Consider the following 15,903-nt stretch of genomic DNA (forward strand, 5'->3'; position numbering starts at 1 on the left):
GAACCTTACCGGCTTCTAATTAAAAGACCACAAGGTTTAATTCCCGGTACAGCTTTAAGCAAAACGGTTGCAGCCTCAGAAGATATGGCATTTAAAGAAGATATTTATTCTCTGGGCCGATATTTTGAAGTTATAGACAACCCAATTATGTACGCTAAACCAGATACCACAAGTTTTATGGTAGAAGGTATGGAAGTGCTCATTAATGTATATTCTCCTAATAAAAAATATTCTTCAAAAAGTATAAAACCGGGAATTGAAGAGATGATTAGCGCACAAAAACGCTTTTTAGGAGAAGTAGATAACACCGGCAAGTATGCAATTCTGTTATATCTTTCAGATAGTGAAAAACAGGATGCCCGCGGTTTTGGTGCGTTAGAACATCACACTTCTACCGTAGTTGTGCTTCCAGAAGCTATGCAGCCTGAACAATTACAAAAAACAATGACCGATGTGGTTTCTCACGAATTTTTCCACATACTTACTCCCTTAAATGTTCATTCAAAAGAAATTCATTATTTTGATTATAACGATCCTAAAATGTCTCAGCATTTATGGATGTATGAAGGCGTTACCGAATATTTCGCGAACCTCTTCCAAATAAACCAGGAGCTTATAGAGAAACAGGATTTTTACGATAGAATTTCAGATAAAATAAAATCGGCGCAACAGTTTGACGACACGATGCCATTTACCGAAATGAGCCAAAACATCCTGGAAGATCCTTATAAAGACAGTTATTACAACGTATATCAAAAAGGAGCCCTAATCGGGATGGCTTTAGATATTCGGTTAAGGGAATTAAGCGATGGCGAAATGGGAATTCTGGACCTTATGAAAGCCCTTAGCGATAGATATGGAATGGATAAGCCTTTTGAAGATGAAGAATTATTTGATGATATTGTTGAACTTACTTATCCCGAAATTAGAACTTTCCTGGAAACCTATGTTAGCGGAACAACACCAATTCCCTACAACGCTTTTTTTACCAAAGTAGGACTTGAAGAAAGTGAAACCGAAATTAATACCGGCTATTTTATTAAAGGACAAACGCCTTACATAGATGGTGATCCTGCTAAAGGTGAATTGTTTTTTAGAGAAAATATTCAGTTCAACTCGTTTTTACAGGAACTTGGTGTAAAAGGTGGTGATATAATCAAAACGGTAAACGGCGAAGAATATAATATTCAGAATGTTTATAATCTAATTATGAAAGCTGAATCCTGGGAAGAAGGTGAAGAAGTGAGTTTTGTAGTAATGCGAGACGGCGAAGAGGTAGAACTTACAGCTACTACTGCCCAACCCACTGATACCGATACTACAATAACCGAAAAAGATCTGCCCGAAAGCAGCAAAGAAGTAAAACTTAGAAATGCTTGGTTAAAAGGTTAATAGATTTTAATTTAAGTATTTTCAGCGGCGGGAATTCCCGCCGCTTTTTTATTTCCATAATCGGGTTTTATCTTTTAAATTGGAAGACCTAACCAACTTGAAGATTAATTTATGGAAATTCCTATTTTGCAGGATATTGTTATTATTCTGGGACTCTCAATTTTGATAATTCTTTTATTCCAAAAGATAAAAGTGCCATCAATCCTGGGATTTCTTCTCGCTGGTATAATTGCAGGCCCACACGCCTTTAACCTTATAAGTTCTTCTCACGAGGTAGAATTACTATCAGAAATTGGTATTATTTTCCTGCTTTTTGTTATTGGAATTGAGCTCTCTATAAAAGAGCTTATTTCAATGAAAAATACAGTCTTAATTGGCGGTGGGCTCCAGGTAGGTGGGACCATTCTATTCACTACTATCGTTGCTTATTTTTTCGGTTTACCTTTAAATTCGGCAGTTTTTCTAGGATTTTTGTTCTCTTTAAGTAGTACCGCAATAGTTTTAAAACTCATCCAGGAACGTGGGGAAATTACCGCCCCGCACGGCCGGGTTGCTCTTGGAATTTTAATTTTCCAGGATATAATTGTAGTTCCCATGATGTTGCTCACCCCAATATTAGCAGGTGATGGCGGCGATCTCCTTACTACCCTGCTAATTCTTATTCTTAAAATTGTAGGTGTTGGCGTGGTTATTTATTTACTGGCTCGATATATTGTACCCCGAATTTTTAGTATGGTGGTTAAAACCAAAAGCAAAGAACTTTTTATATTAACTACTGTAGTTTTTTGTTTTGCTATTGCCTGGCTCACTTCTTCGGTGGGATTATCTCTTGCTTTAGGTGCTTTTTTCGCAGGACTTATTATTTCTGAATCTGAATACAGTCATCAGGCCACAGTAAACGTTTTGCCATTTAGAGAGATTTTTATCAGTTTCTTTTTTATCTCGGTTGGTTCTCTCCTGAATTTAGAATTTTTTATCAATAATATTTTAATGATTCTTTTACTGGTTATTGGCGTAGTATTTTTAAAAATGCTAGTAGTGGGTGCTACGGTTTTGTTGCTTAAATATCCGCCGAGAACAGTTTTATTAAGTTTATTTAGTTTATTTCAGGTAGGTGAATTCTCCTTATTGCTTTCTGGAGTTGGTTTAGATAATAATATTATACCAGATAGTGTTTATCAATATTTTTTAGCGATTTCAATAATAACCATGGGGCTTACCCCTTTTCTAATTGCGGCAGCGCCAAAGATTACTTATTCAATACTTAAAGCCAGGGTGCCTTCTTCCGTAAGACATAGACTGGAAAGTTTAAATAAACTTAAGACTACTGAAGAAACCGATGAACCTAAGAAACTGGACGATCATTTAATTATTATTGGCTACGGAATTAATGGTGAAAATATTGCGAAAGCCGCCCGAAACGCTGAAATTCCTTATGTTATCTTAGATACCGATCCTGTAACTTTTAAAAAAGCGAAAAATAATAATGAACCTATTATTTTTGGAGATGCAACCAACTCCTTAATTCTAAAACATCTTCACGTCCAGGAAGCAAGGGTTATTGTAATTGCAATTTCTGACCCGGGAGCTACAAAAAAAATTATAAGTAACGTACGTTTATATTCTAAAACAGCTTTTATTATTGTAAGAACTCGTTATGTTAGGGAAATTGAAGAAAATATTAAACTGGGAGCCGATGAAGTAATTCCTGAGGAATTTGAGACTTCTATAGAAATTTTTAACCGGGTGCTTAAAAAATACCTGGTGCCTTATAACGAAATAATGGATTTTACTGCCAGTATTCGTTCGTCAGATTATGAGATGTTAACTTCAGTAAAAGGAAGGCCGCATAAACCTTCATTACAGCATTTACATATCCCAAACCGGGAAATTGTAACCTTAAGTGTACAGCAGAATAACAGGGATATTGTTGGAAAAAGTATTCAAACTTCCGGAATTGGTAAGAATTTTAGAGTTACTGTACTGGCCATAAAAAGAGATACTCAATATATTACTGAAATTCTCCCGGACACTAAAATTAAACAGGGAGACTTATTATATATTTTTGGAAATCCGTTAAACATAAACAGGCTAAACGAGGCGCTTTCGTATTAGGAAACTGTTGCGGAATCATATAATTCAGAGAATTCAATTTTTCCGTTTTCCCGGTTAAAGAATGCAGTGGCGAGTCCTAATTTACCCTGTGATATTCGTTCCCTTAAATATGGATTTTCCTTTATAATTCGCTTTTTTGATTCTTTAATACTCCATCGCGTAATAAGATCGGCATAAATATGTAAATCTTTTTCTTCAAATTTATTCGGAATTTGTTGCGCTTTTAATGCTTCAGCAATAAGGGAATCAGGATCCTTGTAGCCGTGTTGCATATATTCATTTAAAGCTTTCAGGTAAATTTTATTCGACGAATTTCCCATAAGTAGGATAAAACGTGCACCCTGTTGTTTACAGGCAATATCAATACTCTTAATAATATGACTATCTACAAGATTTCCGGCCGCTCTAATGGGAATTAAATCTCCAATCCCGGTATTCATCATAACATTTAAAGGTTCCCTTAAATCTATACAGTTTACCACTGTGGCAAGTGGCGGCGAATTAATAAAATCCATTAATTCTTTATTCCGAAGGCGTCTGGAAACCAATTTTCCATCTACGTATCTTGAATTTCCCTCCTTTAAATAATCCAGGATTTCCTGCGGTGTAGATCTTTCTTTAGATTCTTCAATATCCTCCCGAACAAAATCTAATTCTTTCCCTGCAGAATATTTGTCTTTAAGACCTATAATACTAACGTTAATATTATTTTCTTCGGCAAAAGTGGTTTTAAAATCTTCAAAGATCTCCAGGATATCGTGATCTATATAACTGGAGAAAGTAGCATCAATAATCACGTTAGAATTCTGCGGCACATTCCATAAACTGTTTTTAATTGAAGCTTTATTAAAAAATGAAACTTCGTTAGAAAGCTCTAACCGTATGGTTTCTCCCTTGAATATTTTGGTATTTTCAATAAAAAATGCGTTGTGATAATTGCTGCGGAGTAAGAAGAAAATACTAACCAGGGAGCCAATAAAAATCCCGATCAATAAATCGGTTAAAATAATGGCCACAACCGTAACAACAAAAGGAATAAACTGGTTCCATCCTTTTTTATACATCGTGCTAATCACATCCCAGGAAGCCAGTTTATAACCCACTACCAATAAAATTACGGCAAGGCTGGAAAGCGGAATAAGATTTAAAATGGAACTTAAAAACAAAACGCTTAAAAGCAGGAAAATTCCGTGTAAAATTGTGGAAAGTTTGGTTTCGGCTCCGGCATTAATATTTACCGAGCTTCGCACAATGACTGATGTTAATGGAATACCTCCTACCAATCCGGCTATGGTATTTCCAACTCCCTGGGCTACCAATTCCCGGTTTGGAGGCGTTTTCCGCTTATGCGGGTCTATTTCATCTGCAGCTTCAATAGCTAATAAACTGGCTATAGAGGCGATAAGTGTAATTGTAATTGCCACACCCCAAACTTCAGGGTTAGTGATAGAATTAAAATCTGGGAAGGTTACAAGTTCGCTTACACGATCTATTTTTGGAATATTCACCAGGTATTTTTCACTTAAATGGAGTACGGGAGCTATATACTTGAAAAGTAAATTTAAAAACACGCCAAGAATTACCACAATTAACGAAGGTGGCAAAAGCTTAAAATTCTTAAGCGGACTTTTCTCCCAGAAAATAATGATTGCTAGTGAAATTATAGACAAAACTACTGCGCCGGGGTGCAGAGAGTAAAAAAAGTTTTTAAACATAGCAATAGCCTGTTCCAGAAGGTTATCTCGTGCTCCAAAATTTGCTCCTGAATCTTGTATAAATCCAACGGCATAAGGAAGCTGAGCGATGATTAAAATAATTCCAATCGCTGCAAGTAGGCCTTTAATAATATTGGAAGGCATATAATCGGCTATAAGTCCGGCTTTAAGAATTCCCAGGATAAACTGAAAAATTCTACCAAGAACAACCGCCATTAAGAACACATCAAAACTTCCAAGAGAAGCTATAGAAGCTAAAACCACCGCAGTTAAACTGGCAGCAGGACCACTAACACTTACCGATGAATGGCTTACGCTTCCTATTACAATTCCGCCAATAATACCCGATATTAATCCGGAAACCAAAGGAGCACCGCTTGCAAGTGCTATTCCCAGGCACAAAGGAAGGGCTACAAGAAACACTACAATACTGGAAGGAATATCTTTATCCATTCGGGAGAATAAGGGTTTGCTTAAAGCAGCCTGATCTACCTTTTCCCTGAAATTAAAATTGCCATTTTTGCCCATTAATTTTAAGTATGAAAAAAGATTAAAATTAAATGCTGAAAATAGGAAATTTAGCGGTTAACCAACTAATTTCTGTAAAACATTAAAAAGGTTTCTTAAATAATACCAAAAAAACGGACTGCTTTTCGGTACATATTGGTGTTATAATTTTAAATAGATATCTTTAAAAAACTAAATAACCTAACAACCAATAATCTTATGTCTGTACTTCCCGACGATCTTTTGCGTTACCAGAAATTTATAGGCTTTATGCTAAAATACTGGAACAGCGATCTATTTGCCAATACCGCGTCGCAGGCAATGGATGAAAAATCAGATTCAGATAATTCACAGAATTCATACGATCAAAGTCCAGATGAACTGGTAGAAGACCTAAAAAATATGGGGCCTACCTATATTAAAATGGGCCAGCTGCTTTCTACCCGTCCAGACCTTCTTCCAGATGCTTATTTAAAGGCTTTAGCCACTTTACAGGATGATGTTCCTCCTATTCCTTACGAAGAAGTTCATCGCATTGTAGAAGAAGAAATAGGTACCAGGATTTCTAAAGCTTTTGATAGTTTTGATGAAGAACCTTTGGCCAGTGCTTCCATAGGGCAGGTACATAGGGCTACTTTAAGATCGGGAAAACCGGTTGCGGTAAAAATTCAAAGACCAGGAATTAAAAAACAATTCCTTTCAGATTTAGATACCTTAAAAGAACTGGCAGAGCTGGCTGTAAAACACAGTGCAACCGCCCAAAAATATGCCTTTGATGATGTTTTAACCGAACTTAGGCGTATTCTACTCCAGGAGTTAGATTACCATCGTGAAGCACAGAATTTAATTACCCTTGGAGACAATTTAAAGGATTTTAAATATTTAATTGTACCGCAACCTATTCAGGACTATTCGGCAGCTAAAGTCCTTACCATGGAATATATTGAAGGCAGAAAGATCACTTCAATATCTCCACTTAAACAAATTGAAGTAGATTATTCGCCCCTTGTAGATGAACTGGTTAAAGCCTATTTGCAACAAGTAATTAATGATGGGTTTGTTCACGCCGATCCACACCCCGGGAATATTCAATTTACAAAAGATGATAAAATTGCCCTGATAGATCTTGGGATGGTTGCCAAGTTTAGCCCGGGAATTAAACAATATATTTTAGAACTTTTATTAGCTATTAGTAATAATAATGGAGAAGAAACCGCTCGTGTTCTATTAAGTATGAGTGAGGTTACAGAAGATGCCAACCTTAAATTCTTCAAAAAGACCATTTCTGATATTATTATGGATAGCGAGCATAGTACGGCTAAAGATATGCAAACCGGTCGGCTTCTTATTCAATTAAACAGGCTTGCAGCCGAAAGCGGAATTCACCTCCCTGTAGAAGTAAATATTCTTGGAAAAATTCTTTTAAATATGGATCAGATAATCGCGGTCTTAGATCCAGAATTTGATCTTAGAGATGCCATTAAAAGACATTCTACCAAGATAATGCGAGATAAGATGTATGAAGAATTAAAGCCTGAAAACTTTTTCTCTTCGGTATTAGCTTCAAAGAAATTTCTGGAATACTTACCCGATCGTTTAAATACGATCTCAAAGAATTTATCTGAAAATGAATTTAAAATTAAGATTGATGCCATAGATGAACAACGGGTTACCGATGGTTTTCAAAAAGTAGCCAATCGTATCACCCTGGGCCTAATTATAGCAGCAATGATTATTGGTGCTTCAATGCTTATGCAGGTTCCTTCAGATTTTACAATTTTTGGTTACCCAGGTCTTGCTATGATTTTCTTCTTACTCGCAGCAGTTGGAGGCATTATTCTTAGTTATATCATTATTTTTCGGGACGAAAATCTCAATAATAAAGATTAGCCTGTTTGGGGAATTGTGTATTTCAGTGTATTTTTCGGTTCTAAAAATTAGAACCACATGAAAAACATCTTTACCCCTCTTTTTTTACTTGTTTTTATAACTACGGCCTGGAGCCAGAAAGTTGAAATTCCGGTAGATACTACGGTCACTACAAATCATTCGGTGACTATTAATTCAAAAAATATAGATTATACGGCCACTACGGGCATGCAGCCACTTTGGAATAATGATGGTGAACCAATTGCCAGTTTATTTTATACCTATTATAAAAGAAGCGATGTAAAAAATACCGAAAACAGGCCCTTGGTTATTTCGTTTAATGGCGGGCCGGGCTCTGCTTCTGTTTGGATGCACGTTGCCTATACAGGCCCACGAGTGTTAAAAATTGATGATGAAGGATATCCAATTCAGCCTTATGGAATTAAGGAAAATCCTCATTCAATTTTAGATGTTGCAGATATTGTTTACGTGAACCCGGTGAACACCGGCTACTCCCGCCCTATTCCAGATGAAGATGGAAAAGTAGACAGGGAAAAGTTCTTTGGCGTTCAAGCTGATATTAAATATTTAGCCGAATGGCTGAATACTTTTGTAAGCAGAAATGAACGCTGGTTATCGCCAAAATATCTTATTGGAGAAAGCTATGGAACTACCCGTGTTTCAGGTTTAGCTCTTGAATTACAAAACAGCCAGTGGATGTACCTTAACGGAGTAATTTTAGTGTCTCCAACCGAAATTGGCATAGATCGCGATGGCCCGGTGGGCATAGCTAACAGGCTACCGTATTTTGCAGCCGCAGCCTGGTATCATGATGCTTTACCCGCAGAACTTCAGAATAAAGAATTGGAAGATTTGCTGGAAGAAGTAGAAAATTATACTATAAATGAATTAACACCGGTTCTTGTAAAAGGCGGTTTTAGTGAAACTGCAAAAAAAGAGGAAGCAGCCGAGAAAATGGCTTATTATTCAGGAATTTCTAAAGAAGTAATTCTTCAGAATAATCTTGATGTAGATTATCGTTTTTTCTGGAAAGAATTAAAGCGAAAAGATGGCGTAACCGTTGGGAGACTGGATTCCAGATATCTTGGAATAGACGCCAAAGAAGCCGGAGATTCCCCCGATTATAATGCTGAGCTTACTTCCTGGTTACACTCGTTTACTCCCGCCATAAATCATTACCTGAGGCAGGACCTTAATTTTGAAACAGATTTGAAATATTATATGTTCGGTCCCGTGCATCCCTGGGATCGCAGTGGTGATAATAGCGGTGAGAATTTGAGGCAGGCAATGGCGCAAAATCCTAATTTAGATGTAATGATTCAATCGGGTTATTTTGATGGCGCTACTACCTATTTTAATGCAAAATACACGATGTGGCAATTAGACCCAAGCGGTAAAATGAAAGACCGACTTAGTTTTAAAGGCTACGAAAGCGGGCATATGATGTATCTGCGAGCAGAGGATCTTAAAAATGCCAATGAAGATATTCGGGAGTTTATAGAAAACAGTCTTCCAAAAGAAGGCGCTCCTGCTAAGTATTAATTGCAATAAATAGTTTGGGAAGAATTGTTCATCTAACGTCACCCTGAACTCGTTTCAGGGTCTAATATCTACTTCAACTTAGATTCTGAAATAAATTCAGAATGACGAAATTCAGATAATCCTTCCCAAAAATTTTCTTTCTTAACTATTGCATCAAATAAGCTTTCAATTCATCATAATCTGAGATATTGAAAGCTTTTTTCTCTTTATTCATCGCTTCTTTAATGGAAACCGGAATTTCCACTTTTTCTCCAATGACTTCCTCTACAGTTTCCAGGAATTTTACCGGATGTGCAGTTTCTAAAAATGTACCGTAATAGTCGGGGTTTTCGGCTAAAAATTCCTGAAGCCCAAGATAACCAACTGCCCCATGTGGGTCCATTACATAGTTATACTTTTCCTTTACTTGTTTTATGGCCTTTCTGGTTTCTTCATCAGAATAACTAAAAGAAGAAAGTTGATTTGATAGCGGTTCAAATTCATTATTGAACAATTCCAGGATTCTTACAAAATTACTGGGATTTCCAACATCCATCGCGTTAGAAATAGTCTGTACGCTCGGTTTTGGAGTGTATTCTTTAGATTTCAAATAACGTGTCACTACATTATTTTCGTTATTAGAAGCTATAAAATGGTCTATGGGAAGCTCCATTTTTTTAGCTAACATTCCCGCACAAATATTTCCAAAATTCCCACTTGGTACTGAGAAAACGAGTTTCTCCTGTTTTTCAGTTAATTGCTTATATGCAAAAAAGTAATAAAACATTTGTGGTAACCATCGCGCAACATTAATGGAGTTAGCTGAAGTTAGTTGGCGTTTTTCACTGATTTCAGTATCTGAAAATGCTTTCTTAACCATATCCTGGCAATCGTCAAAATTTCCATTTACTTCTAATGCAGTGATATTCTGGCCAAGGGTGGTAAGTTGTTTTTCCTGGATTTCACTTACTTTCCCTTTAGGGTATAGGATTACTACATCTATTCCTTCAACACCTAAAAATCCATTAGCTACCGCGCCCCCGGTATCTCCCGACGTAGCTACTAAAACTGTGATTTTCCCAAGATTTCCTTTCTTTACAAAATGCCCCAGGCAACCCGCCATAAAGCCTGCACCTACATCTTTAAATGCCAGCGTTGGCCCATGAAATAATTCAAGCGTTCCTGTATTTTCTGAAATTGGAACTACCGGAAATTCAAAGTCTAAAGTTTTTTTCAGGATTTCCTGAAGTCCGTTTTTATCAATTTCTTCACCTACAAATGGTTTTATCGCTTCAAAAGCAATTTCCTCTTTGGATAGTTCTCCTAAATTCTGAAAAAAATCTTTAGATAAAGTAGGGATTTTTTCAGGAAAATAGAGTGCTTTTCCCGGTGCAAGTCCGCGAACAACTGCATCTTCAAAGGAAACTTTATGATTTTTATCGTTTAAACTAATGTATTTCATCTGTATAAATTTTATCCCCATTTAAGTTTTCGTAAGAGCTAATTACAATGCTCCTTTTAGTGCTAATTTCAGGGTCCAGCATCACGCTGGTTTCATTATGATAGTATTTTTATGCCTTCGGGATTAATTTTAGATAAATGCAGGTCGAAATCTATATTTTTATCCTGGTAAAATTCCTGGAATTCGGCTTTTACTTTTTCGGCTACCGTATCACCTTTGCACATAGCAAAAACTGAAGGTCCCGACCCAGAAATCCCAAAACCAAGGGCGCCATTGCCTGCAGCCAAATTTTTAAGTTCATCGAAATACGGAATTAAAATAGACCGCACCGGTTCTATAATCTCATCTTTTAAACTTCGGCCTAAAAGTTCATAATCCTGGGTATAAAGCGCACTTACAAGTGCTGCTAAATTCCCCCATTGGCTAATTGCTTTTTTTAATTCTACATTTTGCCTAATTACCGACCTTGAATCACGGGTTTTTAATTCGATTAACGGATGCAATATCAACATTCTTAATTCAGGTAAACCAGGTAAGCTAATTATCTCCAGAGGTTCGTAGCTTTTCACCAGGGTAAAACCGCCCAGGAGTGCCGGGGCTACATTATCGGCGTGAGCATTGCCGCTTGCAAGACGTTCCCCTTCCATTGCAAATTTTATTAATTGATTTGCTGAAAAAGGTTCACCAAGCAATTTATTAATTCCGAAAACGGCGCCTGCAGCGCTAGCTGCGCTACTACCAATTCCACTCCCGGCTTTAATATTTTTCTTTATTTCAATATCAAAACCCTGTTTTTCATTTAATTCGGCAAGCATAGCATTTGCCGCAACCCCGGCCACGTTTTCCTCAACCTCTAAAGGTAAATCCTGGCCGGTGATTTTAGTGATTCTAAGTTTTTGTTCTGAATTTTTTGAAATAATCATCTCGTCACCAACGCCGTCTAAACAACAGCCTAACACGTCAAATCCGCAAGAAAGGTTAGCCACCGTTGCCGGTGCAAATAGTTTTATTTTATCCATCACCTATTTCTTTCCTATTCTTATTACATCGGCAAATATCCCTGAAGCGGTAACCTCGGCTCCTGCACCGGCTCCTTTTACAATTAAAGGTTGTTCAGGATAACGCTCTGTGAAGAATAACACGATGTTATCGCTACCACTCAAATTATAAAATGGATGCTGAGAATCTACCGATTGTAGTCCTACCACAGCTTTTCCGTCTTCCAGTTGCGCCACGTATTTTAATTGTTCTCCTTTTTCTTCTGCCGATCTATAGATTTCCTGAAATTTTGGTTCATCTTTTTTCAGTAATTCGAAAAAATCTTCATTATTAGTGGTTGCCAAACTTTCTTTAGATAAGAAATCTTCACTTTCAATATCTTCAAGCTCCATTTCATAACCACTTTCGCGGGCAAGGATCAAAATTTTACGTGCAACGTCTACACCACTTAAATCTATTTTAGGATCTGGTTCTGTATAACCTTCTTTCATTGCCATTTCTACAGTTTTATAGAAAGGATCTTTAGCTTTATAGGTATTGAATACAAAGTTTAGACTACCAGAAAGTACGGCCTGAATTTTAGTAACCCTGTCTCCCGAAGCAACCAGGTTTTTTAACGTATCTATAATAGGCAAACCGGCTCCCACGTTGGTTTCATATAAAAATGAAGCACCATATTCCCGGGCCAGGTTTTGTAATTCCTGGTAGTTTTCAAAACTATCTGCACAGGCAATTTTATTACAGGTTACCACCGAAACCGAATTTGCTAAATATTCTTTATACCAGGCTGAAATATCTGGACTTGCCGTATTATCTACAAAAATGCTGTTTCGTAAATTAAATTCGTCCACTTTTTTAAAGAATTCAGCCTTATCTGCTTTTTCTCCTTTTTCAAGAGCTGCTTCCCAGTTTTCTAGATCAATCCCATTTTCATCAAAAAGCATTTTTCGGGAATTAGATAGGCCGTGAACCCTAACTTTTAAACGAAGTTTTTCCAATAAGAATTTTTCCTGCTTCTTCAATTGGTTTAGTAGTTTACTACCCACATTTCCAACACCGGTAATAAACAAGTTAAGCTCTTTAGAAGGCACTTCAAAGAATTGTTCGTGTAAGGTATTAAGCGCTTTTTTTACATCTTTTTTAGAAATAACCGCAGAAATATTCCTTTCAGAAGATCCCTGGGCGATTGCCCGAATATTGATGTTATTGTTACCCAGGGCACTAAACATTTTTCCGCTTAACCCGTGGTGACTCTTCATCCTATCCCCTACAAGTGCTACAATAGCAACATTATCTTCAATTTCTACCGGTTTTATTTTTTTATACTGAATTTCAACCTCAAAAGCTTCATCTAAAGCTTCTTTAGCGAGTTGAGCTTCATCATCTTTTACGGCGATACAGATACTATGTTCAGAAGAGGCTTGCGTGATTAAAACTACATTGATGTTTTCCTGAAAAAGCACCTCAAAAAATCTTTTGGAAAAGCCTGGAATCCCCACCATTCCGCTGCCTTCAATATTTAGAAGTTTTATAGAATCTATATGCGTTATCCCGGTAACCCAACGAAAATTCTTATCGGAAGATTTGGAAATAAGGGTTCCGGTTTCTTCTGGTTTAAAAGTGTTTTTTATTAAGATATTTATTTGTTTATCCAGCAAAGGTTGAAGCGTTGGCGGATAAAGGACTTTAGCACCAAAATGTGATAATTCCATCGCTTCCTGGTAAGAAATATCCTTTAGCGGATATGCGTGTGGCACAATTTGCGGATTGGCGGTGTACATTCCGTTCACATCGGTATAAATAAGCACTTCTTTTACATCTAAAGCAGCACCATAAAGCGCCGCAGTAAAATCTGAGCCGCCACGGCCAAGCGTGCTGGGAACGCCCTGTTCATTGCGAGAAACAAAACCGGGTGCGATATATAACGAAGCATCTTTTGTTTCAAAATAGTTTTCAATATTCGCATTGGTTTGCGCATAATTTACCTGAACTTTTTCATTGGTGTTTTTACAAACAATTAGTTCACGAGAATCTATATATTGAGAATTTACGCCAAGATTTTTGAAATATTCAGCAATAATTAGAGAAGATAAAACTTCCCCAAAACCAGCAACTACGTGGCGGGTTTTATTAGAAAGTTCGTTGAGTAAATAAACACCTTCATACAAAGTTTCCAGGCGATTAAGTTCGGTTTTTACTTTACTTAAAATACTGCTTTGGGCGTTTACTGGAATCAACTCACGAACGGCTTCTAGATGTCTTTTTTCATTTTTTATAAGAATCTCTTTGTATGCAAGATCTTCACGGGAAGCGAGATCTGCCATTTCCAGCAAATCGTTGGTAACACCGCCAAAAGCGGAAAAAACTACCAGATTTTTATCTTCTTTTAAATGTTTTTGAACAGTTTTAGCTACGAGTTTTATTCGTTCTGGAGAGGCCAAAGAGGTACCTCCGAATTTTAGGACTTTCATAAGTCAAATTAGTTAAATTAGAATGATTGTGTTTTAAAAAAACAGGCGTGTACGGAAGTGCTATGTAGAATTATACCCCATAAGGGGTAATACGAATAATCGTCATGCCAGAAATGCCCACGTTAAAAACGCTTCTTGAAGTGCCGAAATTTATGCTTTCTGTAATCTTCATTTTTGACCTTATTCTGGTGATAAAAGTATATATTTTTAAGTGTAATAAAAACAAAAATGACAATTTACCGGCAGAATTATGAATTTCATTTTATTCAATAAAAAAAATACCCGATTAATAATTTAACCGAGCATTTTTTCGTTTTATTTTAATAATTACTTAAAGATCACTTATATAACTTCCGTAGAGATCTTTAAACTGAACACCGGTGGCGAAACGATGCTTGCTTAGTTTCTTGTATTCTACCAAAGCCCAAAGCAAAAATTCTTTTAAAAAGTAAGAATCTTTTTCTGAAAATTCCGGTTGATATTTTTTAATCAGTTCATTTAAAGGCGCTACAGAATCCAGTTTTTCTTTGTATTCTGCATCAGAAAGATCATCGGGTAACTCAAAACCGCTTTGTTCAAAAAACCATTCTACCAAATCGTCGTAAGGCGTGGTTTCATCAGGCTTTTGTAACTTTTCTATCTTAGGAAAATACTGCGGAAATAAAGTTTTTACTGAATCTCCAATTAGCTGAAGAGCAACACTTGCCGCACCTTCTTCTTCCCCTTCATAAACCAGTTCTACTTTTCCCGTAATGGAAGGAACTACACCCAGAAAGTCTCCAAACCTCAACAAGGTTTTATCGTCTCCAGATTTCAATGAACGCCTTTCTGCAGTACTTAATAGATTTTCATAAGCCGTGATACTAAGCCTGGCACTAATTCCGCTTTTTTCATCTATAAATTCACTTTCACGAGCTTCAAAACTAATTTGTTCTAAAAGATCTTTAGCGAGTTCTGGTACATGAACCAATTCGCTTTGTCTTTTATCCAGTTTTGCTTCCTGTGCGGTAATTGTTTTAGCAATCTTTATACTATCTGGATAATGCGTTAAAATTTGGGAGCCAATTCTATCTTTTAAAGGAGTTACAATACTACCTCGGTTGGTATAATCTTCGGGGTTAGCGGTAAATACAAACTGAAGGTCTAGCGGTAATCTTAATTTAAAGCCGCGAATTTGAATATCACCTTCCTGAAGAATGTTAAACAAAGCTACCTGGATTCGCGCCTGCAAATCGGGTAACTCATTGATCACAAAAATACTACGATTGGCCCGTGGAATCATCCCAAAGTGGATTACACGATCATCGGCATAGCTTAATTTTAAATTTGCAGCTTTAATTGGGTCTACATCCCCAATAAGATCGGCCACAGTTACATCTGGTGTAGCGAGTTTTTCAAAAAATCGTTCCTCTCTATGTACCCAGCTAATTGGGGTTTCATCTCCTTTTTCTTTTACTAACTCTGTAGCATAACGGGAAATTGGATTTAAAGGATCGTCGTTAATTTCTGAACCCTGAATCACCGGCATGTATTCATCCAGTAAATTCACCATTAAACGTGCGAGACGGGTTTTCGCCTGGCCTCTTAACCCAAGTAGGTTAATATTATGACGGGACAAAATTGCGCGTTCCATTTCAGGAATTACACTGTCTTCATAACCGTGAATGCCTAGAAAAGTAGGTTCATTTTTCTTTATTTTTTCAATTAAATTTTCCCTGAGTTCCTCCTTAATACCGCGACTTTTATATCCAGATTTTTTAAGTTCTCCCAGTGTATTTATATTTTCTATTTTCATATTTGTTATTTTATTTCTGATCTAAAATTCGGAATG

9 protein-coding genes are annotated in these 15,903 nt (G+C 36.7%); 4 read left to right on the top strand and 5 right to left on the bottom strand.

The window, feature by feature from the left end; translation table 11 throughout:
• The coding region (locus AACZ30_RS08660) for a peptidase M61 (RefSeq protein WP_339648854.1) at nt 1-1,392 on the top strand (1,392 nt) is incomplete at its 5' end.
• A gap of 111 nt (nt 1,393-1,503) precedes the next feature.
• Nucleotides 1,504-3,507: a cation:proton antiporter gene (locus AACZ30_RS08665; RefSeq protein ID WP_339648855.1), complete on the top strand. Its 2,004-nt coding sequence runs from the start codon at nt 1,504-1,506 to the stop codon at nt 3,505-3,507.
• Here the strand turns inward: AACZ30_RS08665 and AACZ30_RS08670 are convergent.
• Nucleotides 3,504-5,750, bottom strand: coding sequence for a SulP family inorganic anion transporter (locus AACZ30_RS08670; RefSeq protein WP_339648856.1), 2,247 nt, complete (start codon nt 5,748-5,750; stop codon nt 3,504-3,506). The two genes, AACZ30_RS08665 and AACZ30_RS08670, sit on opposite strands and share 4 nt — an antisense overlap.
• Nucleotides 5,751-5,948: 198 nt before the next feature.
• Here AACZ30_RS08670 and AACZ30_RS08675 point away from each other — a divergent pair, with 198 nt between their 5' ends.
• Nucleotides 5,949-7,619: an AarF/ABC1/UbiB kinase family protein gene (locus tag AACZ30_RS08675; protein ID WP_339648858.1), complete on the top strand. Its 1,671-nt coding sequence runs from the start codon at nt 5,949-5,951 to the stop codon at nt 7,617-7,619.
• 57 nt (nt 7,620-7,676) lie between these two features.
• Entirely contained in the window at nt 7,677-9,161 is a 1,485-nt protein-coding gene (locus AACZ30_RS08680) for a carboxypeptidase (RefSeq protein WP_339648859.1), read from the top strand.
• A gap of 145 nt (nt 9,162-9,306) precedes the next feature.
• Here AACZ30_RS08680 and thrC read toward each other — a convergent pair whose 3' ends face one another.
• From thrC to AACZ30_RS08700, 4 genes are all read right to left on the bottom strand, one after another.
• Nucleotides 9,307-10,602 carry a threonine synthase gene (gene thrC / locus AACZ30_RS08685; protein WP_339648860.1) on the bottom strand — a complete coding sequence of 432 codons (1,296 nt, stop codon included), beginning with the start codon at nt 10,600-10,602 and terminating at the stop codon, nt 9,307-9,309.
• A gap of 95 nt (nt 10,603-10,697) precedes the next feature.
• Entirely contained in the window at nt 10,698-11,621 is a 924-nt protein-coding gene (locus AACZ30_RS08690; RefSeq protein ID WP_339648861.1) for a homoserine kinase, read from the bottom strand.
• A 3-nt stretch (nt 11,622-11,624) separates the two neighbouring features.
• A complete protein-coding gene (thrA, locus tag AACZ30_RS08695) occupies nt 11,625-14,072 on the bottom strand; it encodes a bifunctional aspartate kinase/homoserine dehydrogenase I (protein ID WP_339648863.1) in 2,448 nt (815 codons plus the stop codon).
• Between the two features lie 331 nt (nt 14,073-14,403).
• A complete protein-coding gene (locus tag AACZ30_RS08700; RefSeq protein ID WP_339648864.1) occupies nt 14,404-15,867 on the bottom strand; it encodes a magnesium chelatase in 1,464 nt (487 codons plus the stop codon).
• Between the last annotated feature and the right edge of the window lie 36 nt (nt 15,868-15,903).

The organism is uncultured Salegentibacter sp., assembly GCF_963972535.1.
Classification (GTDB): domain Bacteria; phylum Bacteroidota; class Bacteroidia; order Flavobacteriales; family Flavobacteriaceae; genus Salegentibacter.